This is a genomic window from Streptomyces sp. CB02959, assembly GCF_002803155.1.
Lineage (GTDB): Bacteria > Actinomycetota > Actinomycetes > Streptomycetales > Streptomycetaceae > Streptomyces.
On the sequence record NZ_NNBP01000026.1, the window covers coordinates 41,239 to 61,373 of the forward strand.

The following is a 20,135-nucleotide window of genomic DNA, read 5'->3' on the forward strand; positions in this document are numbered from 1 at the left end:
CCGGGGCCTTCCTCGACTCAGCTCGGCTCGTGGTCGGTCCGGGCTTCCGCCGCGGTCTTCAGCTCGCTCAGCCACGTGTCGAGCCCCTTGCGGAGGATCGCCGTGGCGGTGGGAACGTCCGCGTCGACCTGGGCACCGGTGTGGGTCTCTTCGGTGCTCACGCGGACGCCACCCTCGACCTCGGTGAAGTTCCACACGTGGACGCCGTCGATGCGCAGTCCGGTACCGATTGCGGGACCGGTCCAGCGGATGCAGGAGTTGCGCTTGAGCTGCTCGACGGTCGAGGTGATCTCCAGTCGGGTGGCCGGAGTCGAGGGGTTGGGAGGCACCGGCATGGTCCACCGGAACGCCGAACCCGTGCGGAAGGGCCCGTGGTCGAGGCGTTCCACACTCTCGACGGACGCCTGCCAGGCAGGCCAGCGCGCCACATCGGTCTGCAGCTTCCAGACGGTGCGCAAGGGCGCATGGATCACCGTCTCGGTCTTGTAGCGCACCTGCGCATCGGGGTCGACGCCCTTGCCGCGGCACGTCAGGGACGCGCCGGGATGGTGGGGACTGCGGGGACTGGCCCCGGCGGGTACGGCCGCGGCGCCGAGAGCGCCGACGACGAGCGGCACGGTGAACAGGGCAGTGCGGACACGGGCGTTGCGGACAGGGGTGTTGCGGACAGGGGTGTTGCGGATTCCGAGCATGGCTTTCCCCTTTGCCGGGTGGTGGGCAGGTGTGGTGTGCCGAGCGCGCGGGCGTCGGCCCGTGCCGCGCCCCCTGTGCACTCCGCACTCCACACTCCGCATGAGATAGAGCCTCATGCGTTCGTTAGAAGTTATAACGAGCCGCGGAATGAGCGGTCAAGAGCTTGCGTGATAGCTTCTAACGAAAGCTTGAATGCGTAGCCATGCGACGACTGGGAAAGGCGGCAGGCCGTGGGGAAGTCGGACACGCAGACCCCTCGGGAGCGCTACCGCAGCCAGGTCCGCGCGGAGATCAAGGAACGCGCCTGGGAGCAGATCGCCGCGGCGGGGGTGCCCGCACTCTCCCTCAACGCGGTCGCCAAACAGATGGGCATGAGCGGACCGGCGCTCTACCGCTACTTCGCCAGCCGCGACGAGCTGCTCACCGAACTCATCCGGGACGCGTACCGCAGTCTCGCCGAGACGTTCCGCACGGCCGCCGCGACCGGTACCGACCTGGCCGGGCTGGCCCACGTCCTACGCGACTGGGCCCTGGCGGACCCCCAGCGGTACTTCCTCATCTACGGCACTCCCGTGCCTGGTTACCACGCTCCCGACGACATCACCGGCATCTCCGCCCAGATCATGGGCACCCTGCTCGATGTCTGTGCGGCGCTCACCCCGGACGCCCCGGCGACTCCGTTCAGCACCCACCTGGCAGAGCACCGGGACTGGGCCGAGGGCCACCCCGCCCCGCCCGCGGCCCTCCGCCGGGCCCTGGCCTTCTGGACCCGACTGCACGGCGCGCTGTCCCTGGAACTCGCCGGCCACTTCGCCGGAATGGACCTCGACCCCGCCCTCCTGTTCGCAGCCGAACTGGACGGCCTGCTGTCGCTCGGAGAGTGACGTCGCGCGGCGGGACCGATCTCGACGCGCGCACCCCGTCCATCCTTGGGCGACCGACGTTCGACGTCGGCGCCGACGTTGCCGTCTCAAATGCAGCCTGGGGCAGGCTCGTTCGGCGTCCGTCCGTGGAGCAGCTGCACGAAGGTCCTGGCGGCGGGTGAGGATCCGGACGCTGTCCGCAGCGCCTGGATCGCGTGGGGAAGTGCGCCCGTCGGGGGCACGCTGCGGACGGTGGGCATACGGGCGGCGAAGGCGGCGGGAGAGCCGGAGACCCTCCAAGCCAACTGACTGCGCTTCCAGCGGTGTTGGCCTGTCGGCAAGCGCAACGGTGCGGGTGCGGCGGAGGACCCCCCTACCATTGACCAGCGGGTCAATAGTGGTTAGCGTTGACCGTATGGTCAATAAACGGGGAACGGACGAACTCAAGTCGGCAGCACTCGCCTCCGAACCGCTCGCGAGGGTGCAGCGGTTGGTGGGCATCTATGTCGCGCTTGCCTTCGGCACGTTGGTGGCGCTGGCCGTTATGACGGCGGTGGCGCCATCTTTGGCCACCTCGGAGGCATGGGGTCACGCCGTGATCGTTGCCGTGTTCGCGATCGTGCTCCCGCTGCGGACCCGCGGGGCACTCAGAGGGAGTGGTTCCGGCCTCCGCGCACTCACCATCATCGGGTGTGTCCTGCTGGTGGTGAATCTCGTCGAGGCCGCGCTGCCGGGCGTCTTCCCGTCGTGGATGCGGGTGGAGATGCTGGTCATCGCGGCGATGATGCTGGCCCTTGCGACCCTGTCGGTCCGGGCTCGCCGCAATCCGCCCACCGACCACCGATGACCAGCACATCCTCGGACAGCGACGGCATGACAAGCTTGTCCCCATGACCAGCTTGCCCTCACACACCTCGGGGTCGGGCGCGCGCCGACAGCGGCTCGACGAGGACGAACGCCGAGCACAGATCATCACCGCGACCGTGGAGGAGCTCGCCGACCGCGGGTACGACGGCCTCACGCTGACACGCGTCGCCGAACGGGCCGGCGTTTCCAAGGGCCTGATCTGGCACTACTTCTCCGGCAAGGACGACCTGATGGAGTCCACCGCCAAGGCGACGATGACGACCATCAGGGGCCGCATCGCGAACTCGCTCGACCTGACCGAGCCGGTCCCGGACATCATGCGCGCAGCCTTGCGCCGGGCTGCGGCGTTGAACGTCACCCACCGGGTGGAACTCACCGCACTCAACAGCATCGTGCACAACCTGCGTCACCCCGACGGCACCCCGCGCCTGACCTTTGCTGCCTACGAGGACACCTACCAGGCACAGGAGTCGCTGTTCCGGCGCGGCCAAGCCGAGGGAACGCTGCGCGACTTCGACACCCGCGTGATGGCCGTCACCTACCAAGGAGCGATCGACATGATGCTCGGATACCTCCGAAGCAACCCCGATGTCGACCCTGACGACTACGCCGACAGACTCGCGGACATCCTGCTCGCAGGCATTCAGCGAAGCTGACGACCGGTAGCTGGTCCCCGTACGTGTCTCTGATCCTTGACTGCCGCTGATCAGGACTCCACCTGGTGCCGGAAGCGGTCTCTCAAGCGGTCTTGGGATGTGCAGTTCGAACAGGGGACCTGGATGGGTGGTCGTGCGGATGAGATACGGCCTCTGAAACAGGCAGGCAACCAGTCAGCCGGTTGGTTGGTCGGTTGGTTGGTGGGGCTTGAGCTTGCCCGGTTCCCTCAGGTCATGCGCGGCCGCGCATCAGGGCGAGGGCGCCGCTGCGGCGGCCGTGCAGCATCACCAGGGCCTGTGCCAGGCTCAGCAAGACGACCAGCACCACGACGCCGAGCGAGGGAACGCTGTCGACGGGGAGCGTGTAGGCCATCACCACGCGGGCGATGGCGTCGAGGAGGAACGCACTCCCCCATGCCGCACTGGCCACTTGGATCCACCGGCGGACGGCGGGGGCGTCGTGCCACAGGCGGTCCAGGCGTTGCGCCGTACCGGCCGGAGTGACCTTGACGGCCACGTCCAGAAGGAAGGGGCGGGTCATCGCCAGGGAGCCGAGGATCCACAGACCCAGCGCCGCGGTGACCCAGCTCTCCCGTGCCAGCAGTGCTCGGGGGTCACCGGTGACCATGGCGACCAGTACCGAGAGCACCATCGCGGCGATCACGAACAACGCGGTCGGATCCGCGCGTCGCTGTCGCGCCCATGTCGTCAGGACGCCGGCCAGCGGGGCTATGCCCGCGAGGACCAGCGCCAGCCACTGGTCGACCCCCGCGGCCCGGCTCCCGTAGAACACCGCGAGCGGCACTGCCACATCGAGTGCCAGCGCGGTCCACGCCCGTGTTCCGGACGGTGGCGGTCCGATCGCGTCGATGGCCGCACGGATCGACATGGCCGTGGTGCGGGTGTCGAATTCGGCGAACTGGCCCTGCTCCTGGCCGCGTTGCAGGATGTCCCGCAGTGGGGCGAGGCTGTCGCCGTAGACCGACGCGTCGAGCGGCAGCAGTCGGGAGCGGCCGTCCTCGTCGGTGAAGTTCATCGCGATGGCCACCAGCGCCTTGACCCGCTCGCGGTGGCTGCCGAGGTATTCGACGTTGGCCTCGATGTACGCCCGCAACTCGTCGGCGGGTGTGGGCGCTCGGCGTGCACGCGCGGCCATGAACTCCGCTCCGTGCTGCGTGACCACGGCCAGGACCTCGTGGATCAACTCGTCGCGGGTGGCGAAGTGGTAGAAGATCGCCTGCTTGGTGAGCCCCGCCCGCCGCGCGATCTCGGCCAGTGACGCCCGGTGCAACCCCAGGTCCGCGATGGCCTCGATCGCCTCTGGGCAGCTTCCTTCGCCCCGGTCACCGGCAGGCTCGGGCAAGACCAGAGGATGCGGCCGGACGCGGCAAGGGCCGGATCGCTCGACGGCACGGCACTCGGCCCGGGCGGCGCCCCGTCTACTCCGTTTCGCCGCCGGTGCCGTAGCCCCGAAGCAGTGCGCTCAGGATGCCGGTCAGTCGGGGGGCGACGTCGACGACCGCGTGGGCGAGATCGGGGTCCGACTCGTAGAGGCGGCGCAGTTCGGTTCCCGGGGCCGCCATCTGCCACAGCGCTCCGGCCATCGCCGTGGCCGTGGCGACGACGTCGCCGGCCTGCGCCGGGCTCAGCACCACCACCCCCCGCAGCGCCTCGCCCACGGCCGCGACCTCGGCGATGGCGGTCACCTTGAAGGACCGGACGCTCTCCAGTGAGACGTTGCGCTCCAGGTTCATCGGTGTCTGGGCGAGCAGGTCGCAGAACATGGGCCGCGCCACCAGCGACTCGGCCAGCAGACCGGCGACCGCGTGCGGGCCGTGCGGCGCCTCGGGCGAGGCGGCGGTGAGCCGCTCGCGCACCGCCTGCGACCACTCCACCCACCCGGCGGCGGCCAGCCGGAGAAAGATCTCCTCCCGGGTCTCGAAGTAGCGGAGCATCGCCGACTTGTGCATGCCGACCTCCGCCGCGATGTCGGTCAGGGTCACCGACCGGATGCCGTGCGCCGTGGCCAGACGGGCCGCCGCGTCGAGGATCGCGGCCTCACGGGCGCGCTTGGCCTCGGGGCTCCGGGCTCGCGCGGACCGACCGGGACCGGACCGGCTGCGGCCGGACTGACTGGGGCTGGACTGACTGGGGCTGGGCTCACTGCGGCTGGCCATACGGGCACTCTAACGCAACCCGGTTGCACTATTAACGCAACTGTGTTTTGCTATCGCCATGGCAACCCAGACGTGGTTCATCACCGGTTCGTCCCGCGGCTTCGGCCGCTCCCTCGCACTCGCCGCCCTGGAGGCGGGCGACCAGGTCGTCGCCACCGCTCGCCGGCCGGAGCAACTCGCCGACCTGACCGAGCGGTTCGGCGACAAGGTCCTCCCGGTCGCGCTCGACGTGACCGACGCCGCCGCGGCCGCGGCCGCGCTCGACGCCGCCCGTGACCGCTTCGGCCGCATCGACGTACTCGTCAACAACGCCGGCTACGCCAACGTCGCCCCGGTCGAGACGGCCCCGGAGGACGACTTCCGCCGCCAGTTCGAGACCAACTTCTGGGGCGCGTACAACGTCTCCAAGGCGGCCCTGCCCCTGCTGAAGGCGCAGGGCGGCGGCATCGTCGTCCAGTTCTCCTCCGTCGGCGGCCGGGTCGGCGGCAGTGCCGGGCTGGGCTCCTACCAGGCGGCCAAGTTCGCCCTCGACGGCCTCACCCGCGTGCTCGCCGCCGAGACCGCGCCGTTCGGCATCCGCTACCTGGTCGTCGAACCCAGCGGCTTCGCCACCGACTGGGCCGGGTCCTCCATGGAGATCCAGGACATCCCGCCCGAGTACCAGGCGACCGTCGGCGCCTTCACCGAGCGGGCCCGCGGCAGCCGCATGGCCGGTGACCCGGACCGCGCCGCCGGAATCCTGGTACGCGTGGTCAAGCGCGACCGCCTCCCCACCCACCTGCTGCTGGGCGAAACCGCGGTCCGGATGGCGCTCGGCCACTCGCGGCAGCAGCTCGCCGAGGCCGAGGAGTGGCAGACCGTGTCCGTCTCCGCCGACTTCGGCGCGGAGTACCCCGTCGCGCTCCCGGCGGACACCGAGTAGCCCGGCGAACGGCCCTCGGCACCGTGGCGCGGCAGTTCCCGGTCGGCCCGGCGCACGGCGGCGGACGGCGCGTGCGGATCGCCGCCGTGCGGGCCGGCGCCGCACCCCGCGGTGCGGAGCGCGGCGCGCCGTTCAGGCCCCCACGTACTCCGCGAGGTGCTCGCCGGTGAGGGTCGAGCGGGCGGCGACAAGGTCCGCGGGCGTGCCCTCGAAGACGACCGTGCCGCCGTCGTGGCCGGCGCCGGGGCCGAGGTCGATGATCCAGTCGGCGTGCGCCATGACCGCCTGGTGGTGCTCGACGACGATCACCGACTTGCCGGCGTCGACGAGCCGGTCGAGCAGGCCGAGCAGGTGCTCGACGTCGGCGAGGTGCAGTCCGGCGGTCGGCTCGTCGAGGACGTAGACGCCGCCCTTCTCGGCCATGTGCGTGGCCAGCTTCAGACGCTGCCGCTCGCCGCCGGACAGCGTGGTGAGCGGCTGGCCGAGCTTGAGGTAGCCGAGCCCGACGTCGGCGAGCCGCCGGACGATCCGGTGCGCGGCCGGGGTGTGCGCCGCACCGTCGCCGAAGAACTCCTCGGCCTCGGCCACCGACATCTCCAGCACCTCGCTGATGTCCCGGCCGCCCAGGTGGTATTCGAGGACCGACGCGTCGAACCGCTTGCCCTCGCAGTCCTCGCAGGTGGTGGCGACGCCGGCCATCATCGCCAGGTCGGTGTAGACGACCCCGGCGCCGTTGCACGTCGGGCAGGCGCCCTCGGAGTTGGCGCTGAACAGGGCCGGCTTCACGTCGTTGGCCTTGGCGAACGCCTTGCGGATCGGGTCGAGCAGTCCGGTGTACGTCGCCGGGTTGCTGCGCCGGGAGCCGCGGATGGGGCTCTGGTCGACCGAGACGACCCCCTCGCCGGCCGGGATCGAACCGTGCACGAGCGAGCTCTTGCCGGAGCCGGCGACGCCCGTGACGACGGCGAGCACGCCGAGCGGGATGTCGACGTCGACGTCGCGCAGGTTGTGCGCCGAGGCGCCGCGGACCTCCAGCGCGCCGGTGGGCTTGCGCACCGCCTCCTTGAGTGTGGCGCGGTCGTCGAAGTGGCGGCCGGTGACGGTGCCGCTCGCCCGCAGCTCCTCGACGGTGCCCTCGAAGCAGACGCTGCCGCCGCCCGAACCGGCGCCGGGGCCGAGGTCGACGACGTGGTCGGCGATGGTGATCGTCTCCGGCTTGTGCTCCACGACGAGCACCGTGTTGCCCTTGTCGCGCAGCCGCAGCAGCAGCTCGTTCATCCGCTGGATGTCGTGCGGGTGCAGGCCGGTGGTCGGCTCGTCGAAGACGTACGTGGTGTCGGTGAGCGAGGAGCCGAGGTGGCGGATCATCTTGACGCGCTGCGCCTCGCCGCCGGACAGCGTGCCCGCGGGCCGGTCGAGCGAGAGATAGCCGAGGCCGATCTCCACGAACGACTCCAGGGTGTGCCGCAGCGCCGTGAGCAGCGGCGCCACCGACGGCTCGGTGAGCCCGCCGACCCATGCGGCCAGGTCCCTGATCTCCATCGCGCAGGCGTCCGCGATGGAGATCCGCTTGATCTTCGAGGCCCGGGCGCCCTCGCTGAGCCGGGTGCCGTCGCAGTCGGGGCAGGTGGCGAAGGCGACCGCCCGCTCCACGAACGTCCGGATGTGCGGCTGCATCGCCTCCTTGTCCTTGGCGAGCATCGACTTCTGGATCCGCGGGATCAGACCCTCGTAGGTCATGTTGATGCCCGCGATCTTCATCCTGGTCGGCTCGCGGTGGAGGAAGTCGTGCAGCTCCTTCTTGGTGTACTTGCGGATCGGCTTGTCGGGGTCGAAGAAGCCCGATTCGCTGTAGAGCCGGTAGTTCCAGCCGCCCGCCTTGTAGCCGGGGACGGTCAGCGCACCCTCGGCGAGCGACTTGGCGTCGTCGTAGAGCTGGGTGAGGTCGAGGTCGGTGACCGAGCCGCGGCCCTCGCAGCGCGGGCACATGCCGCCGGTGCGGTTGAAGGTCGCCTTGACCGCCTTCTTGTTCCCGCGCTCGACGGTGATCGCGCCGGACGCCCGGACCGAGGGGACGTTGAAGGCGTACGCGCTGGGCGGGCCGATGTGCGGCTTCCCGAGCCGGCTGAAGAGGATGCGCAGCATCGCGTTGGCGTCGGTGGCGGTGCCGACCGTCGAGCGGGGGTCGGCGCCCATCCGCTGCTGGTCGACGGTGATGACGGTGGTCAGTCCTTCGAGGACGTCGACCTCGGGCCGCGCCAGGGTCGGCATGAAGCCCTGCACGAAGGCGCTGTAGGTCTCGTTGATCAGCCGCTGCGACTCCGCGGCGATCGTGTCGAACACCAGCGAGCTCTTGCCCGAGCCGGAGACTCCGGTGAACACCGACAGCCGGCGCTTGGGGAGCTCGATGCTGACGTCCTTGAGGTTGTTCTCGCGCGCACCGTGCACGCGGATCAGATCGTGGCTGTCAGCAGCGTGCCGTGCGGGCGTCTGCGGGTCCGTCCTCTTGGCCATGCTCTTCGTGTCTCCATCTGTGCGTCGCGAGGGGCCGCTCGTCCGGTGTCGGCGTCGCCGGGACCGGGCGGGCGGCCGGTGCACCGCGCGCCGGTCCTGGCGGCGGCGCGGGGTGACGGCGGAACCGGCGGTGGGTGGCCGGGGCGCCCGTGTGCCCCGGCGGACGGCCGTCGCCGGGGGCGCGGGGCGGCTCAGCGCAGTTGCTGGATCCGGATCAGATTGCCGGCCGGGTCGCGGAAGGCGCAGTCGCGGACGCCGTACGGCTGCTCGGTCGGCTCCTGGACGACCTCGACGTCACCGGCCTGCACCTTCTCGAAGGTGTCGTCCAGGTCCCGGGTGGCCAGCAGGATCCAGCCGTAGGTGCCCTTGGCCATCATCTCGGCGATGGTGCGGCGCTCGTCGTCGGTGATGCCGGGGTCGGCGGCCGGCGGCGCCAGGAGGATGGAGGTGTCGGGCTGGCCGGCGGGGCCGACCGTGATCCAGCGCATCTTGCCCTGGCCGACATCGCTGCGGACCTCGAAGCCGAGGATGTCGCGGTAGAAGGCCAGGGACGCGTCCGGGTCGTCGTGCGGGAGGGAGCTGACGTGAATGGTGATGTCCATGGCCGAAACGCTAGCCCCGGCCCCGGGGTGGCGCTTCTCGATTCCTGATCGGTCTGGTGACCTGTTTCGCCACGCAGGACGGGAGCCCCGCCGTCGCCTGCGCCGCCTTTCGGCGGTAGGTGCTGGGCGGCATGCCGACCAGTTCGGTGAAGCGGGTGCTGAAGGTGCCCAGCGACGCGCAGCCGACCGCGAAGCAGACCTCGGTGACGCTGAGGTCGCCGCGGCGCAGCAGTGCCATGGCGCGCTCGATGCGCCGGGTCATGAGGTAGCTGTACGGCGACTCGCCGTAGGCGGTCCGGAACTGGCGGCTGAGATGCCCGGCCGACATGTGCACGCCACGGGCGAGCGCCTCGACGTCCAGTGGCTGCGCGTACTCCCGGTCGATCCGGTCGCGGACGCGCCGCAGCAGCGCGAGGTCGCGCAGACGCTGCGCCGAGGGTGGATTTTCGGTCACCTGGAAAATCGTGCCACACGCCCCGGAACGGGGGGCGAAGGTCCGGGTCAGTGCCCGAGCGCCGCCACCAGCGCGCCGCCGGCGAAGGCCGCGGCGAGCCCCGCGACGATGCTGCCGGCGACGTTGGCGGCGGCGTAGCGCAGCGCCCCGGACTCGGCCAGCCGCATCGTCTCGTAGGAGAACGTGGAGTACGTGGTCAGCGCCCCGCACAGGCCGGTGCCCAGGAGCAGTTGGAGGGAGTTCGGGGCGGCGCCGCGGGTGGTGGCGGCGGTCAGGGCGCCCAGTACGAGGCAGCCGGCGACGTTGACGGTGAAGGTCCCCCAGGGGAACACGGTGTCGTGCCGTTTCTGGACGGCGCGGTCGGCCAGGTAGCGCAGGGGCGCGCCGACGGCGGCGCCGGCTATGACGAGCAGCCAGTTCACTTCGTGGATTCCTTGTCGCGGCTCAGGGGTTGCCGGGTGCGGCTGGTGCGGACGGGTCGGCTTCTGGTGTGCTCGGGCCGGTGGGTCAGGTGCCCCTCCGGGCCACGAGGGTCCGGGTGGCCCACGCGGCCGCCCCTACCGCGACCAGGCAGGCAGCGGGCGTCAGCACCAGGTAGCCGAGCCCGGCGCCGGCCCGGCCGCCGGTCAGCAGGCGCTGGACGTCGACGGTGTAGGTCGAGAACGTGGTGAATCCCCCGAGGACGCCGGTGCCGAAGAACGGGCGCACCAGCCGGTGGGCGGTCCACACCTCGGTGAGGAGCACCATGAACGCGCCGATGACCGCGCAGCCGACCACGTTGGTCAGCAGTGTCGTCCAGGGGAAGCCGGTGCCGGTGGTGGGCCGCAGGAGGGTCGCGCCGTAGCGGGCTGCCGCGCCGAGCATGCCGCCGCACGCGACGACCGCCACGACGGGCAGCTGCGCGTGCCGGGGAGCCGGGCGCCGGGCGGACGGCGGGAGTTCGGCATCCGGATCGGCGGGTTCCACCACGGCCGGCGTCTTCGGGGTCTTCATGCGGTACACGTCTCCTACTCGCCAGGCACCCGCCCCGAGGCGGGTACGCCACATCGCAAGTAGGGACCGTTGGCGGCACCGACTGCCGCGGTTCGGGTACGGCGGGCCCCACCGCCGCGCGACCGTCCTGATGTCCGGAACCGTGTGCCCGGAGCGACGGCCGCTGCGGCGCAAGCGTACACGGCCTTCCTGTTGAGGTGGACCCGTCACCGCGACTGACGGCTCCATCGCCTCAGGGGTAGGATTTTCAGGGGTGAGGGACCTGCCCGCCGCCGGCCGACCTGCGGCGACACGGTCCTGGACGTCTTACGAGGGGACGGGGATGGCGGAGCGCAGGGCGACGGCGGAACGGGACGCCGTGGCGACGGTCGTCGAGGACTGGGCGCGGGAGCGGCCCGAGCTGGACACCGCTCCGCTGGAGGTCCTGGCCCGGCTGCACCGCTCGTTCCTGCGCTACAGCACCCGCCTGACGGCGTCCATCGAGCGCCACGGCCTCTCGGTGGCCGGTTTCGACGTGCTGACCGCACTGCGGCGGTCCGGTCGGCCGTACCGGCTCACCGCCGGGCAGCTCGCCGACTCGGGACTGGTCTCGTCCGCCGGGGTCACCCTGCGGATCGACCGGTTGGAGAAGGACGGGCTGATCGTGCGGGAGCGGGACGCCGAGGACCGCCGCGTGGTGTACTCGCGCCTCACCGACGAGGGGCTGGCCAAGGTGGACGAGGTGTTCGCCGAGCACCTCGACAACGAGCGCCGGATGCTCGGCGGGATGTCCCCGGCCGAGTGCCGCCAGCTCGCACGGCTGCTGCACAAGCTGGAGCACTCGATCCTCGCGTCGGACGAGGAGCCCGCCGGCTGAGGCCGGGGGTTCGGGTCACCCCTCGGGGGCGGTCGCCGTGGTCTGCCGCTCGGCCTGGGAGCGGAGCAGGCGGCGCAGCCGCACCACGCCCAGGTCGTGCTGGTAGAGGTTCTCGTGCTGGTCGGCGTCGGCCGGCATGGCCTCCAGCATGACGCGGTCCTGCTCCAGGACCTGCCAGTGCCGTTCCTCGATGAGGGTCTTGTAGAGGAACCGCCAGGTGTCGCGCTGCCAGCCCTGGACGCGGCGGTAGCGCCAGAAGAAGACGCCGGTGCGTCCGGCGTCCACCGGGCAGACCATGCCGACGATCCCGAAGGCGCCGCCGGGGCCCGCGGAGGGCGGGTACGGGATGGAGAGGTCCACCCAGTCGACACCGGTGCGGCACAGCTCGACCCAGTCGAAGTTGACGCCCCGCTGGTCGGTCTTCTCGAAGAAGTAGCCGCGATCGGTTTCACGGATGCGGAACTTGGCCGTGGTGTCCCCGTCATACATGGTGTGCGACTCGCGGTGCAGGAACGCGCCGTGCATGGGGTCGAGGAGGTTCTCCATCGCGTACCGCCAGGGGACCTCCCACTCGGCGTAGCAGAGGATCGGCTCGATGTCGGGGTCGTCGAGGGGGTCGGGGAGGGTCAGTTCGGCCGGTTCGGGGTGCCGGTCGTCCCCGAAGTAGGCGAGGACCGCGCCGGCGACCTCGCGGACCGGCAGTGAGGTGACGAGCTTCCTGCCTTCCAGGGCGCACCCGGGCAGGCCGGGCACGGACACGACGGTGCCGTCCGGCGCGACCTCGACGCCGTGGTACCAGCAGGCGACCCGGTCCCCCAGGTGCTTGCCCAGGGACAGCGGGGCGCCGCGGTGCGGGCAGCGGTCGGCGAGCAGGGCGAGGGTGCCGTCGGAGCGGCGGAACAGCAGCCACTGTTCGCCGAGTGCGGTCACCTTGCGCATCGCGCCGGGGGCGACGAACGACGACGGGACGACGGGGTGCCACTGGTTGCGCAGGCCGTTGGCGTAGATGTGCTCGGCGGTGTCGGTGGTGGACAGGGTCATGGTCAGGCTCCCAAGCGGTGCATCTCGGCGCGGAAGGACTCCTCGGTCCAGGGGGTGCCGTCCGGGGCATGGACCTGACGGGCATTCAGTCCGCGGATGACGTCGGCGAGTTCGTGGCCGTCCTTGGTGAAGACCTCTTCGAGGGTGGCGGCCAGCTTGTACTCGTAGGGGGTGGGTTCGCGCGTACGGGACTGGTGGGGGTCCAGGTACGGCCGGGGGGCGGTGGTCATCGGGGCCTCCAGCGGGCGGGGCGCGGGTCGTCGGGTCACAGGTCGAGGACGAGGCGGTCGGACGCGCAGCGCGAGACGCAGATCATCATGGTCGCGCTCGCGGCGTGCTCGGCGGCGCTGAGGAGCGAGTCGCGGTGGTCGGGGGCGCCGGCGAGCACCCGGGTCTCGCAGGAGCCGCAGATGCCGTCCCGGCAGGAGCTGTTGACGAGGATGCCCGCGTCCTCCACGGCCCGCAAGATCGAGGTGTCGGCGCCGACGGTGAGGGTGCGGCCGGAGGCCCGGCACTCGACCTCGAACGCCTGGTCGGCGCCGGTGCGCGGCACCACGGGCGCCGTGAAGCGCTCCACGCGCAGGCGGTCGGCCGGGCACTTTCCCTCGATCGCGGCCAGCAGCGGTTCCGGGCCGCAGCAGTAGACGAGGGTGCCGGCGGGCAGGTCGGCGAGGGCGGCGTCCAGGTCGAGGGGGCCGTGCTCGTCCTGCGGGACGAGCGTCACCGGGCCGCCCAGTGCGGCCAGTTCGTCGGTGAAGGCCATCGAGGAGCGGCTGCGGCCGCCGTACACCATCCGCCAGGGGGTGCCGCGCCGGGCGGCCTCGCGGGCCATCGCCAGCAGCGGGGTGATGCCGATGCCGCCGGCCACGAACAGGTAGCCGGGGGCGTCCTCCAGGGCGAAGTGGTTGCGGGGCGGCCGGACCGGGACGGTCTGGCCGGGGCGCAGCCGGGTGTGGACGTGGCGCGAACCGCCGCGGGAGGCGGGTGCGTCGAGCACGCCGATCCGGTACGTCGCGGCGGACCGCGGGTCGCCGCACAGACTGTACTGGCGGATCCGGCCGCCGACCTCGACGTCGATATGGGCGCCGGGGGTCCAGGCGGGGAGGGGTTTGCCGTCGGGGTGGGCCAGTTCGACGGAGAGGACCCCGTCGGCCTCCCAGGTCATCCGGCGCACGATCAGGTGCACGGGCGTCTCGCTCATCTCGGCTGGCTCCTCACTGGCCGGGGATCTTCACGGGCGGGGTGAACGGGTTCTTCATCGGGCCCAGCGCCGCCAGGTCGACCTCGACGAGCACCGGCCCGTCCGATCCGACGGCCTGGGCCAGCACGGGGGCGGCGTGCTCCTCGGCGGCGATCCGCAGGTACGGCAGCCCGCAGGCGCCGGCCAGCCGTGCGAAGTCGGGGGTGGTGAGGTCCACTCCGGAGCGGCGTTCGCGGTGGGCGTCCTGCATGTTCCGCAGGACACCGTAGCCGCCGTCGTTGAAGACGAGCAGGGTGAGCCGGGGCCGCTCCTGGGCGAGGGTGAGGAGTTCGCCGAGGTGGACGGCGAGGCCGCCGTCGCCGGCGAGGACGACGGTGGGTGCCTCCGGCCGGGCGAGGGCGGCGCCGATGCCCATGCCGAGGCCCTGCCCGATGCCGCCGCCGCGCGGGAAGACGTTGTCGCGCGGGTCGTAGAGCTCCAGCAGCCGGTTGCCCCAGCTGCTGGACGGGATGGTGACGTCGCGGGCGACGACGGCCGCGCGGGGCAGTGCGGCGCGGAGCGCGTCGCAGAGTGCCGCCTGGGGGCCGATGGCGTCGTGGAGCGCGGCCCGCACCTGTCCGCGGACCGCGGTGATCCGGTCCGTCCAGGCCGGCTCGGCCGGTGCCGCGTGCGGCAGCAGCGCCGCGAGGACGTCGGCCGCGTCACCGTGCAGCGGGTGCCGGGCCGGGTACACCCGGCCCAGCGCGGCGGCGTCCAGGTCGATCTGGACGTGGGCGGCGGGGAGTCGGAGTGCGTAGTCGGCGGTCTCGTTGGAGCGGAAGTGGGTGCCGACGGTCAGCAGCAGATCGGCGTCGGCGAGCAGGGCGCGGACCGGCGGGGTGGTGGCGAAGTTGCCGATGACCTGGGGGTGGTCCTCGGGCACCGCGCCGCGCCCGGAGTTCGAGGTGAGCAGTCCGGCGCCGGTCGCGGCCAGCAGCTCGGCGAGTGCGGTCCGGGCCGCGGCCGCGCCGCCGCCGGCCCAGATCAGGGGTCGGCGCGCCGAGGCCAACAGGGCTGCTGCGGCGGCCAGTTGCTCCGGCGCGGGGGTCGGCACTACGGGGGCGGCGTGCGCCACCGCCGCGTCGGTCTGGGCCGCGTACTGGAGGTCGATCGGCCACTCGACGCTCGCCGGCCCGCCGGGCGCGGTCCGTGCGGCGTGCGCCGCCCGGCGCAGGATCCGGCCGGCGTCGGCGGCGGACGGCACGGTGGCGGCGTACGCGGAGACCGCCGTCAGCATGCCCAGTTGGTCCTTGGTCTCGTGGATGTAGCCGCGGCCGCCGCCCAGGTACCGGCTCTCCACCTGTCCGGTGACGTGCAGTACGGCGGTGCCCGCGCTGAGCGCCTCGATCAGCGATCCGGCGGCGTTGCCCGCGCCGGTGCCGGTGGAGGTGAGGGCGCAGCCGATGCCGCCGCGGGCGCGCCCGTAGGCGTCGGCGGCGTTCACCGCGGTCGCCTCGTGGCGTACCGGGACGAACCGCAGCTCCCGGTCGACGGCTTCGACCAGCGGCAGGTTGTGCACGCTGACGATGCCGAAGACGGTGTAGATGCCGAGTTCCCGTAGGACGGCGACGAGGAGATCGCCTCCGTTGTCGTATCGCATGGGGGTCTCCTCAGAGGATGGAGCGGCCGACGCCGCCGCAGACGTCGATGCTGGTGCCGGTGATGTACGAGGCGCGGGGCGACAGCAGGGCGACGATCGCGTAGGCGGCCTCCTCGGCCCGGCCGAGCCGGCCGAGCGCGATGCCGCGGTCGGCGGCGAGGTCCGCCTGCCAGTCGGGGTAGCTCCGGCCCGAGTCGGCCGCGGCGTGCCGGCGGGTCCACTGGCCGGTGTCGATCAGGCCCAGGCACACGGAGTTGACCCGGATGCCGTCGGCGGCGAGTTCCACGGACAGGGACTTGGAGAGGTTGAGGATGCCGGCCCGGGCGGCGCTGGTGGTGATCAGGCGGGTCTCGGGCTGTTTGGCGAGGACGGCGTTGACGTTGACGACGCTCGGTGCGGGCGCCGCCGCCAGGTGGGGGCGGGCCGCGTGCAGCGGGTTGAGGACGCCGAAGAACTTCAGCTCCAGTTCGTCGCGCCAGTCGTCGGCGGTGGACTCCTCCAGGCCCGTCATCCGGGACTGGCCGGCGTTGTTGACGAGTCCGTCGATGCCGCCGAACGTGCGGGCGGCGCGCTCGGTGAACGCGCGGACCGCGTCCGGGTCGCGGACGTCGCAGACGGCCGTCAGCAGGCGGTCGCCGTCGAGGTCGGCCGCCGCCCGGGCGAGGCGGTCGGCGTCGCGCCCGCAGGTGGCGACCCGCGCGCCTTCGTCGAGGAGGGCGCGGACCGTGGCCAGGCCGACGCCCGAGCTGCCGCCGGTGACCACGATGGTGCGGTCGGCGAGGCCCAGATCCATGTCAGTTGTCTCCTGTCGTGCGGTCGGTGCACCGTGGTCAGTGCATGGTGAAGCCGCCGTTGACGGCGATCACCTGTCCGGTCAGGTAGCGGGACTCCTCGCCCAGCAGGAAGGCGACCGCCCCGGTGAGGTCGTCGGGCCGCTGGGGGCGGGAGATCGCCCGGTTGGCGCGGTAGAGGTCGTGTCGTTCGGTGGGGACGGTCTCGGTTGCCTCGCACTCGGTCAGGCCGGGGGCGACCGCGTTGACGGTGATGCCCCGGTCGCCGAGTTCGCGGGCCATGGCCCGGGTCAGTGCGATCACGGCGCCCTTGGAGGCGATGTAGTGGGCCAGGCGCGGGGAGCCGTACAGGGCCGCGTCGGAGGCGAGGTTGACGATCCGGCCCGGTCCGCCGTGGGCGAGGAGCCGCGGCAGCAGGGCCTTGGACACCAGCCAGGGGCCGCGTGCGTTGACCGTCATCAGCCGGTCCCAGTCCGCGACGTCGATGTCCCAGAACTCCTTGCCGCCCATGCCGTTGGCGAGCGCCGCATTGTTGACCAGTCCGTACAGCGGCCCCAACTGCCCTGTGAATACGGCGAGTTGATCTACCGATTCCGGGTCCGCGACGTCGCAGCGCGTGAAGTGGGCGTCGATGCCCTCCCTGCGCAGCGAGGTCTGTGCGGCCCGGCCCCGCTCCTCGTCCACCTCGGCGAGGACGACCCGGAAGCCGTCCTGCCCGGCCCGGCGGGCCATGGCCAGTCCCAGGCCGCGACCCGCCCCGGTGACGACGACGGTCCGGCCGCCGGTCGCGCAGTGCTCAGTCACGGGTGACGCCGTGCATCGGCGAGTGCGCGGGGTAGGTCGGCACCTGCGGCTTCCGCGTGCCGATGACGACGCAGAACAGCGCGTCGGTGTCGCCCTCGTTCTTCAGCGAACGGGCCACCCCCGCCGGGACGACGATCATGTCGCGGTAGCCGAGGGTGCGGTACTCCACCTCGTCCTCGCCGCGGTGGATCCCGACCCGCACCCGGCCCTCCAGGACGAAGAACGCCTCCTCGACGTCGCGGTGGGTGTGTTCGGGGCCCTCGGCCCCCGGCGGCAGCAGCATGTTGGAGAAGGTGAACCCGCCGGAGGGGATGATCCGGTTGTCGCCCTCGTGGTTGCCGGTGGCGCCGGAGCCGACGTAGCGGATCTGGGCGCGGCGGTACTGGTCCCCGGCCTTGGCCTGGAAGGCGAGGGTGTTCCAGTCGGGTTCGCGGGAGTCCTTGGTCGCGATGAGCGAGTCGGTGTACGCGGCGAGGTCCCCGCCGTTGTCGTAGTCGGTGGTGGTCAGCGGCATGGTGGCTCCTGTTCGGGGATGCGGGCGGTGATGCGGAGGTGGGCGAGCACCCAGGCGTTGAAGCGCGCGGGTTGCTCCTGGTTGGCCAGGTGACCGGCGTCCTTGACGATCACGTAGGCGGTCTTGTGGACGGCACCGGCGATCTCCTGGGAGGCGTCGGGGCCGGTGACGCGGTCCTGGTCGCCGCAGAGGACGAGGGTGGGCGCGGTGATCCGGGCGAGTTCGCCGCGCAGGTCGGCGGCGGCCATCGACGCGGCCGCGGATCCGTAGCCGGGCAGCCGGACGGCGTCCGCCATGGTGTCGGTCACCCGCCGGACGAGTGCGGCGGGTGCCTGTGCGGAGAGCAGGCGGGGCGCGCGCCGTTCGGCGAAGGCCCGGGGCCCGATCTCGGCCAGTTCCGTGGCGCGGGCCCGCATGGCGGCGGCCTTCGCCGGGTCCGCCCCGGAGCCCGGGCCGGAGTCGGCGACGATGAGGGACGCGACGAGTCCGGGGTGGCGGACGGCGAGCCGCAGGGCGATCACGCCGCCCCAGGACACGCCCAGGACATGGGCCTGTCCGCCGCGCGTCCGGATCAGGTCGGCCGCCGTGTCGGCGTAGTCGTCGAGGGTCAACGGCCTCTCGGGGTCTGGTGACTTGCCGTATCCGGGGGCGTCCCAGGCGACGACCCGGGCGTACCGCCCCAGTTCGGCGAGTTGCGGGGCGAACGCGGCCGACGAGGAGCCGATGCCGTGCAGGCACAGCAGCAGCGGTCCCCGGTCGCCGGCCTCGTCAAGGTGGACGGTGGCGGTCACAGGATCTGTCCCGTCCGCCCGGCCAGGGCGGCGAGGCTGCGCAGCACGGCATGGGGAACGACCTGGCTGGTCGCCGGGTTGCCGGGGTCGGGCAGGTGCGCGACGTCGAAGCGGTACGTCCCGTGCGGCCCGGACGCCTCGATGACATGGCGGGTGTGGTGGGCGCCGGGGTCGGCGACGACCCGGACCCGCACGGTGTCCAGGTCACCGACGGCCAGGGCGACCGAGGCGGCGACATTCGTCGACCTGGGGAACTTCGCCGGGATGTCGCGGGCGGTGCCCGCCATGACCTCGACCGGCCCGGTCGCGGTGCGCAACCGGGTGAGCAACTCCTCGTCCATCCACGGCTGTTCGAGGGTTGCGGGGAGTTTGGTGGTGGTGAGCCGGACCTCGTGCAGCGGGCCGAGGGCGCGTACGGCCTGGAGGAGGTCGAGGCCGCCGACGGCGCCGCCGGTGAAGTACACCCGGCCCGGTCCGGCCGCGAGCAGCCGCTTGGCGAGGTCCTGGTCGGTCAGTGCGCCGGTGGAGGCGATCAGCAGGTCGGTGCCGGAGGTGAGGACCCGTTCGCCCCAGGCGCGGACGACGTCCTGTCCGGCCGCTTCCACGATCAGGTCGCAGCGCCGCAGGGCCTCCTCGAAGGTGACGTGCGGCGCGGGCGCGCTGTCGCCGAGGGGGTGGTTGCCGACCAGGCATTCCAACGCGGCGCCGGGGATGCGGTGTGCGGCGAGGGCCGTGCCGACGACGCGGCCGATGGCGCCCCAGCCGACCAGGCCGATCTTGCGGGTCCCAGGGGTGCGGGGGGTCATGCGGTCGCCTCCTCGTCGGGTGCGGCGAGCGGGCCGGGATCGGGGGTGCCCGCCATGTGGCGGCGGATCTCCGGGGAGGGCGGGCCCGCCGTGCCCCACAGGTCGGAGAGTTCGGGGGTGCGCCGCCACACCTTGGCGATCCAGCGGTCCTCCACCACCTGGGCGACCTCGGAGGTGTACTCGCAGACCAGGCCGGTCGGGTCGGTGAAGTAGGAGAAGGTGTTGTCGCCGGGGCCGTGCCGGCCGGGTCCCCACTGGGGGGTGATGCCGTGGTGGCGCAGGCGGCCCAGGCCCCGCATGAAGTGGTCGACCGAGCGCATCTCGTAGGCGACGTGGTTGAGCGAGGCCCACTCGGCCTGGTTGAAGGCGATGCAGTGGTGGTCCGCGTTGCAGCGCAGGAAGGCCATCTGGTGTTCGGACCAGTCGGAGACGCGCAGGCCGAGGACGTCGCGGTAGAAGGCGACGGACGCGTCGATGTCGGTGGTGTTCAGCACGGCGTGGGTGACCCCGACCGGTACCGCCCGGTCCCGGCCGCCGAGCCGGACGGCCCAGGTCTCGGCGGAGAGTTCGACCAGGCGTCCCTCGGGGTCGGTGAAGCGCAGCCCGTAGCCGCCGCCGACCTGGTCGAGTCGGCCGGGCCCGGCGACCGGTGTGATGCCGCGGGCGAGCAGGCGGCGGGCGGCCTCGTCGACCTCGGCGGGGGTGCCGACCGCGAAGGAGATCCGGCCGAGGCCGAGGCGGTGGGAGCGGGTCAGCTGGAGCGCGTGGTGTTCCTCGCCGGTGCCGCGCAGCCATACGGCGTCGCGCTGGGACTCGGCGACGGTGAGCCCCCACGCCTCGGCGTAGAAGTCGGCGGCTTCGCCGAGTGCGGGGGTGAGCAGTTCGACCGAGCGTAGGGCGCGCAGTCGGGCGACGGGGGGTTGGGACATGGGGTTCTCCGGCAACTTGGCT

Annotated in this window: 23 protein-coding genes; 5 read left to right on the forward strand and 18 right to left on the reverse strand. The window is 72.3% G+C overall.

Annotation, left to right across the window (positions count from 1 at the left end; translation table 11 throughout):
* Positions 1 to 17: 17 nt before the first annotated feature.
* Positions 18 to 692, reverse strand: a complete 675-nt coding sequence (locus tag CG747_RS34055; RefSeq protein ID WP_100605735.1) for an SRPBCC family protein — start codon at positions 690 to 692, stop codon at positions 18 to 20.
* A gap of 231 nt (positions 693 to 923) precedes the next feature.
* On the opposite strand from CG747_RS34055, the gene CG747_RS34060 reads away from it, so the two are divergent.
* The 3 genes from CG747_RS34060 to CG747_RS34070 all read left to right on the forward strand — a co-directional run bounded on the left by CG747_RS34060 (position 924) and on the right by CG747_RS34070 (position 3,079).
* Complete coding sequence (locus CG747_RS34060) at positions 924 to 1,577, forward strand: TetR/AcrR family transcriptional regulator (RefSeq protein ID WP_100605736.1); 654 nt, start codon at positions 924 to 926, stop codon at positions 1,575 to 1,577.
* 394 nt (positions 1,578 to 1,971) lie between these two features.
* Positions 1,972 to 2,403 (forward strand): hypothetical protein, encoded by a 432-nt coding sequence (locus CG747_RS34065; protein WP_146022196.1) that lies wholly within the window; start codon positions 1,972 to 1,974, stop codon positions 2,401 to 2,403.
* Between the two features lie 43 nt (positions 2,404 to 2,446).
* Complete coding sequence (locus tag CG747_RS34070) at positions 2,447 to 3,079, forward strand: TetR/AcrR family transcriptional regulator (RefSeq protein WP_100605738.1); 633 nt, start codon at positions 2,447 to 2,449, stop codon at positions 3,077 to 3,079.
* 232 nt (positions 3,080 to 3,311) lie between these two features.
* On the opposite strand, the gene CG747_RS34075 is transcribed toward CG747_RS34070, so the two are convergent.
* Both CG747_RS34075 and CG747_RS34080 read right to left on the reverse strand, forming a co-directional pair.
* A complete protein-coding gene (locus CG747_RS34075; protein WP_146022197.1) occupies positions 3,312 to 4,442 on the reverse strand; it encodes a VC0807 family protein in 1,131 nt (376 codons plus the stop codon).
* Positions 4,443 to 4,518: 76 nt separating this feature from the next.
* Positions 4,519 to 5,256 (reverse strand): TetR/AcrR family transcriptional regulator, encoded by a 738-nt coding sequence (locus tag CG747_RS34080; protein ID WP_100605740.1) that lies wholly within the window; start codon positions 5,254 to 5,256, stop codon positions 4,519 to 4,521.
* A 58-nt stretch (positions 5,257 to 5,314) separates the two neighbouring features.
* Between CG747_RS34080 and CG747_RS34085 the strand changes: the two genes are divergently transcribed.
* Entirely contained in the window at positions 5,315 to 6,178 is an 864-nt protein-coding gene (locus tag CG747_RS34085; protein WP_100605741.1) for an SDR family NAD(P)-dependent oxidoreductase, read from the forward strand.
* Between the two features lie 132 nt (positions 6,179 to 6,310).
* On the opposite strand, the gene CG747_RS34090 is transcribed toward CG747_RS34085, so the two are convergent.
* From CG747_RS34090 to CG747_RS34110, 5 genes are all read right to left on the reverse strand, one after another.
* Complete coding sequence (locus CG747_RS34090; RefSeq protein ID WP_100605742.1) at positions 6,311 to 8,692, reverse strand: excinuclease ABC subunit UvrA; 2,382 nt, start codon at positions 8,690 to 8,692, stop codon at positions 6,311 to 6,313.
* A 191-nt stretch (positions 8,693 to 8,883) separates the two neighbouring features.
* Positions 8,884 to 9,294 (reverse strand): VOC family protein, encoded by a 411-nt coding sequence (locus tag CG747_RS34095; protein WP_100605743.1) that lies wholly within the window; start codon positions 9,292 to 9,294, stop codon positions 8,884 to 8,886.
* Between the two features lie 10 nt (positions 9,295 to 9,304).
* On the reverse strand, positions 9,305 to 9,748 hold the full coding sequence (locus CG747_RS34100; RefSeq protein WP_100605744.1) for a helix-turn-helix transcriptional regulator: 444 nt from the start codon (positions 9,746 to 9,748) through the stop codon (positions 9,305 to 9,307).
* Positions 9,749 to 9,795: 47 nt separating this feature from the next.
* Positions 9,796 to 10,170, reverse strand: coding sequence for a fluoride efflux transporter CrcB (crcB, locus tag CG747_RS34105; RefSeq protein ID WP_100605745.1), 375 nt, complete (start codon positions 10,168 to 10,170; stop codon positions 9,796 to 9,798).
* A gap of 85 nt (positions 10,171 to 10,255) precedes the next feature.
* Entirely contained in the window at positions 10,256 to 10,741 is a 486-nt protein-coding gene (locus CG747_RS34110) for a CrcB family protein (RefSeq protein WP_100605746.1), read from the reverse strand.
* 322 nt (positions 10,742 to 11,063) lie between these two features.
* Between CG747_RS34110 and CG747_RS34115 the strand changes: the two genes are divergently transcribed.
* Complete coding sequence (locus tag CG747_RS34115; protein WP_100605747.1) at positions 11,064 to 11,597, forward strand: MarR family winged helix-turn-helix transcriptional regulator; 534 nt, start codon at positions 11,064 to 11,066, stop codon at positions 11,595 to 11,597.
* A gap of 15 nt (positions 11,598 to 11,612) precedes the next feature.
* Here the strand turns inward: CG747_RS34115 and CG747_RS34120 are convergent, their stop codons facing one another.
* The 10 genes from CG747_RS34120 to CG747_RS34165 are packed head-to-tail and all read right to left on the reverse strand — an operon-like array spanning position 11,613 to position 20,113.
* Positions 11,613 to 12,638 (reverse strand): aromatic ring-hydroxylating dioxygenase subunit alpha, encoded by a 1,026-nt coding sequence (locus CG747_RS34120; protein WP_100605748.1) that lies wholly within the window; start codon positions 12,636 to 12,638, stop codon positions 11,613 to 11,615.
* Between the two features lie 2 nt (positions 12,639 to 12,640).
* Positions 12,641 to 12,868, reverse strand: a complete 228-nt coding sequence (locus CG747_RS34125) for a recombinase-like helix-turn-helix domain-containing protein (RefSeq protein ID WP_100605749.1) — start codon at positions 12,866 to 12,868, stop codon at positions 12,641 to 12,643.
* A 35-nt stretch (positions 12,869 to 12,903) separates the two neighbouring features.
* Positions 12,904 to 13,839, reverse strand: a complete 936-nt coding sequence (locus CG747_RS34130) for a PDR/VanB family oxidoreductase (protein ID WP_100605750.1) — start codon at positions 13,837 to 13,839, stop codon at positions 12,904 to 12,906.
* A gap of 13 nt (positions 13,840 to 13,852) precedes the next feature.
* Positions 13,853 to 15,478, reverse strand: coding sequence for a thiamine pyrophosphate-binding protein (locus CG747_RS34135; protein ID WP_100605751.1), 1,626 nt, complete (start codon positions 15,476 to 15,478; stop codon positions 13,853 to 13,855).
* 10 nt (positions 15,479 to 15,488) lie between these two features.
* Entirely contained in the window at positions 15,489 to 16,271 is a 783-nt protein-coding gene (locus tag CG747_RS34140) for an SDR family oxidoreductase (RefSeq protein ID WP_100605752.1), read from the reverse strand.
* A gap of 37 nt (positions 16,272 to 16,308) precedes the next feature.
* On the reverse strand, positions 16,309 to 17,073 hold the full coding sequence (locus tag CG747_RS34145; protein WP_100605753.1) for an SDR family oxidoreductase: 765 nt from the start codon (positions 17,071 to 17,073) through the stop codon (positions 16,309 to 16,311).
* Positions 17,066 to 17,587 carry a cupin domain-containing protein gene (locus CG747_RS34150; protein ID WP_100605754.1) on the reverse strand — a complete coding sequence of 174 codons (522 nt, stop codon included), beginning with the start codon at positions 17,585 to 17,587 and terminating at the stop codon, positions 17,066 to 17,068. The genes CG747_RS34145 and CG747_RS34150 overlap by 8 nt, the downstream gene beginning before the upstream one ends.
* Entirely contained in the window at positions 17,578 to 18,378 is an 801-nt protein-coding gene (locus tag CG747_RS34155) for an alpha/beta fold hydrolase (RefSeq protein ID WP_100605755.1), read from the reverse strand. Before CG747_RS34155 ends, CG747_RS34150 begins: the two co-directional genes overlap by 10 nt.
* Positions 18,375 to 19,184, reverse strand: coding sequence for an aspartate dehydrogenase domain-containing protein (locus CG747_RS34160; protein WP_100605756.1), 810 nt, complete (start codon positions 19,182 to 19,184; stop codon positions 18,375 to 18,377). Before CG747_RS34160 ends, CG747_RS34155 begins: the two co-directional genes overlap by 4 nt.
* Positions 19,181 to 20,113 carry a VOC family protein gene (locus tag CG747_RS34165; protein ID WP_100605757.1) on the reverse strand — a complete coding sequence of 311 codons (933 nt, stop codon included), beginning with the start codon at positions 20,111 to 20,113 and terminating at the stop codon, positions 19,181 to 19,183. Before CG747_RS34165 ends, CG747_RS34160 begins: the two co-directional genes overlap by 4 nt.
* Positions 20,114 to 20,135: the final 22 nt, after the last annotated feature.

Excerpts from the sequence above, each read along its gene's own strand:
- CG747_RS34055 (WP_100605735.1), bottom strand. The coding sequence starts at position 692 with ATGCTCGGAATCCGCAACACCCCTGTCCGCAACACCCCTGTCCGCAAC.
- CG747_RS34065 (WP_146022196.1), top strand. The coding sequence starts at position 1,972 with ATGGTCAATAAACGGGGAACGGACGAACTCAAGTCGGCAGCACTCGCC.
- CG747_RS34070 (WP_100605738.1), top strand. The coding sequence starts at position 2,447 with ATGACCAGCTTGCCCTCACACACCTCGGGGTCGGGCGCGCGCCGACAG.
- CG747_RS34080 (WP_100605740.1), bottom strand. The coding sequence starts at position 5,256 with ATGGCCAGCCGCAGTGAGCCCAGCCCCAGTCAGTCCAGCCCCAGTCAG.
- CG747_RS34085 (WP_100605741.1), top strand. The coding sequence starts at position 5,315 with ATGGCAACCCAGACGTGGTTCATCACCGGTTCGTCCCGCGGCTTCGGC.
- CG747_RS34090 (WP_100605742.1), bottom strand. The coding sequence starts at position 8,692 with ATGGCCAAGAGGACGGACCCGCAGACGCCCGCACGGCACGCTGCTGAC.
- CG747_RS34095 (WP_100605743.1), bottom strand. The coding sequence starts at position 9,294 with ATGGACATCACCATTCACGTCAGCTCCCTCCCGCACGACGACCCGGAC.
- CG747_RS34110 (WP_100605746.1), bottom strand. The coding sequence starts at position 10,741 with ATGAAGACCCCGAAGACGCCGGCCGTGGTGGAACCCGCCGATCCGGAT.
- CG747_RS34115 (WP_100605747.1), top strand. The coding sequence starts at position 11,064 with ATGGCGGAGCGCAGGGCGACGGCGGAACGGGACGCCGTGGCGACGGTC.
- CG747_RS34120 (WP_100605748.1), bottom strand. The coding sequence starts at position 12,638 with ATGACCCTGTCCACCACCGACACCGCCGAGCACATCTACGCCAACGGC.
- CG747_RS34125 (WP_100605749.1), bottom strand. The coding sequence starts at position 12,868 with ATGACCACCGCCCCCCGGCCGTACCTGGACCCCCACCAGTCCCGTACG.
- CG747_RS34130 (WP_100605750.1), bottom strand. The coding sequence starts at position 13,839 with ATGAGCGAGACGCCCGTGCACCTGATCGTGCGCCGGATGACCTGGGAG.
- CG747_RS34135 (WP_100605751.1), bottom strand. The coding sequence starts at position 15,478 with ATGCGATACGACAACGGAGGCGATCTCCTCGTCGCCGTCCTACGGGAA.
- CG747_RS34140 (WP_100605752.1), bottom strand. The coding sequence starts at position 16,271 with ATGGATCTGGGCCTCGCCGACCGCACCATCGTGGTCACCGGCGGCAGC.
- CG747_RS34150 (WP_100605754.1), bottom strand. The coding sequence starts at position 17,587 with ATGCCGCTGACCACCACCGACTACGACAACGGCGGGGACCTCGCCGCG.
- CG747_RS34160 (WP_100605756.1), bottom strand. The coding sequence starts at position 19,184 with ATGACCCCCCGCACCCCTGGGACCCGCAAGATCGGCCTGGTCGGCTGG.
- CG747_RS34165 (WP_100605757.1), bottom strand. The coding sequence starts at position 20,113 with ATGTCCCAACCCCCCGTCGCCCGACTGCGCGCCCTACGCTCGGTCGAA.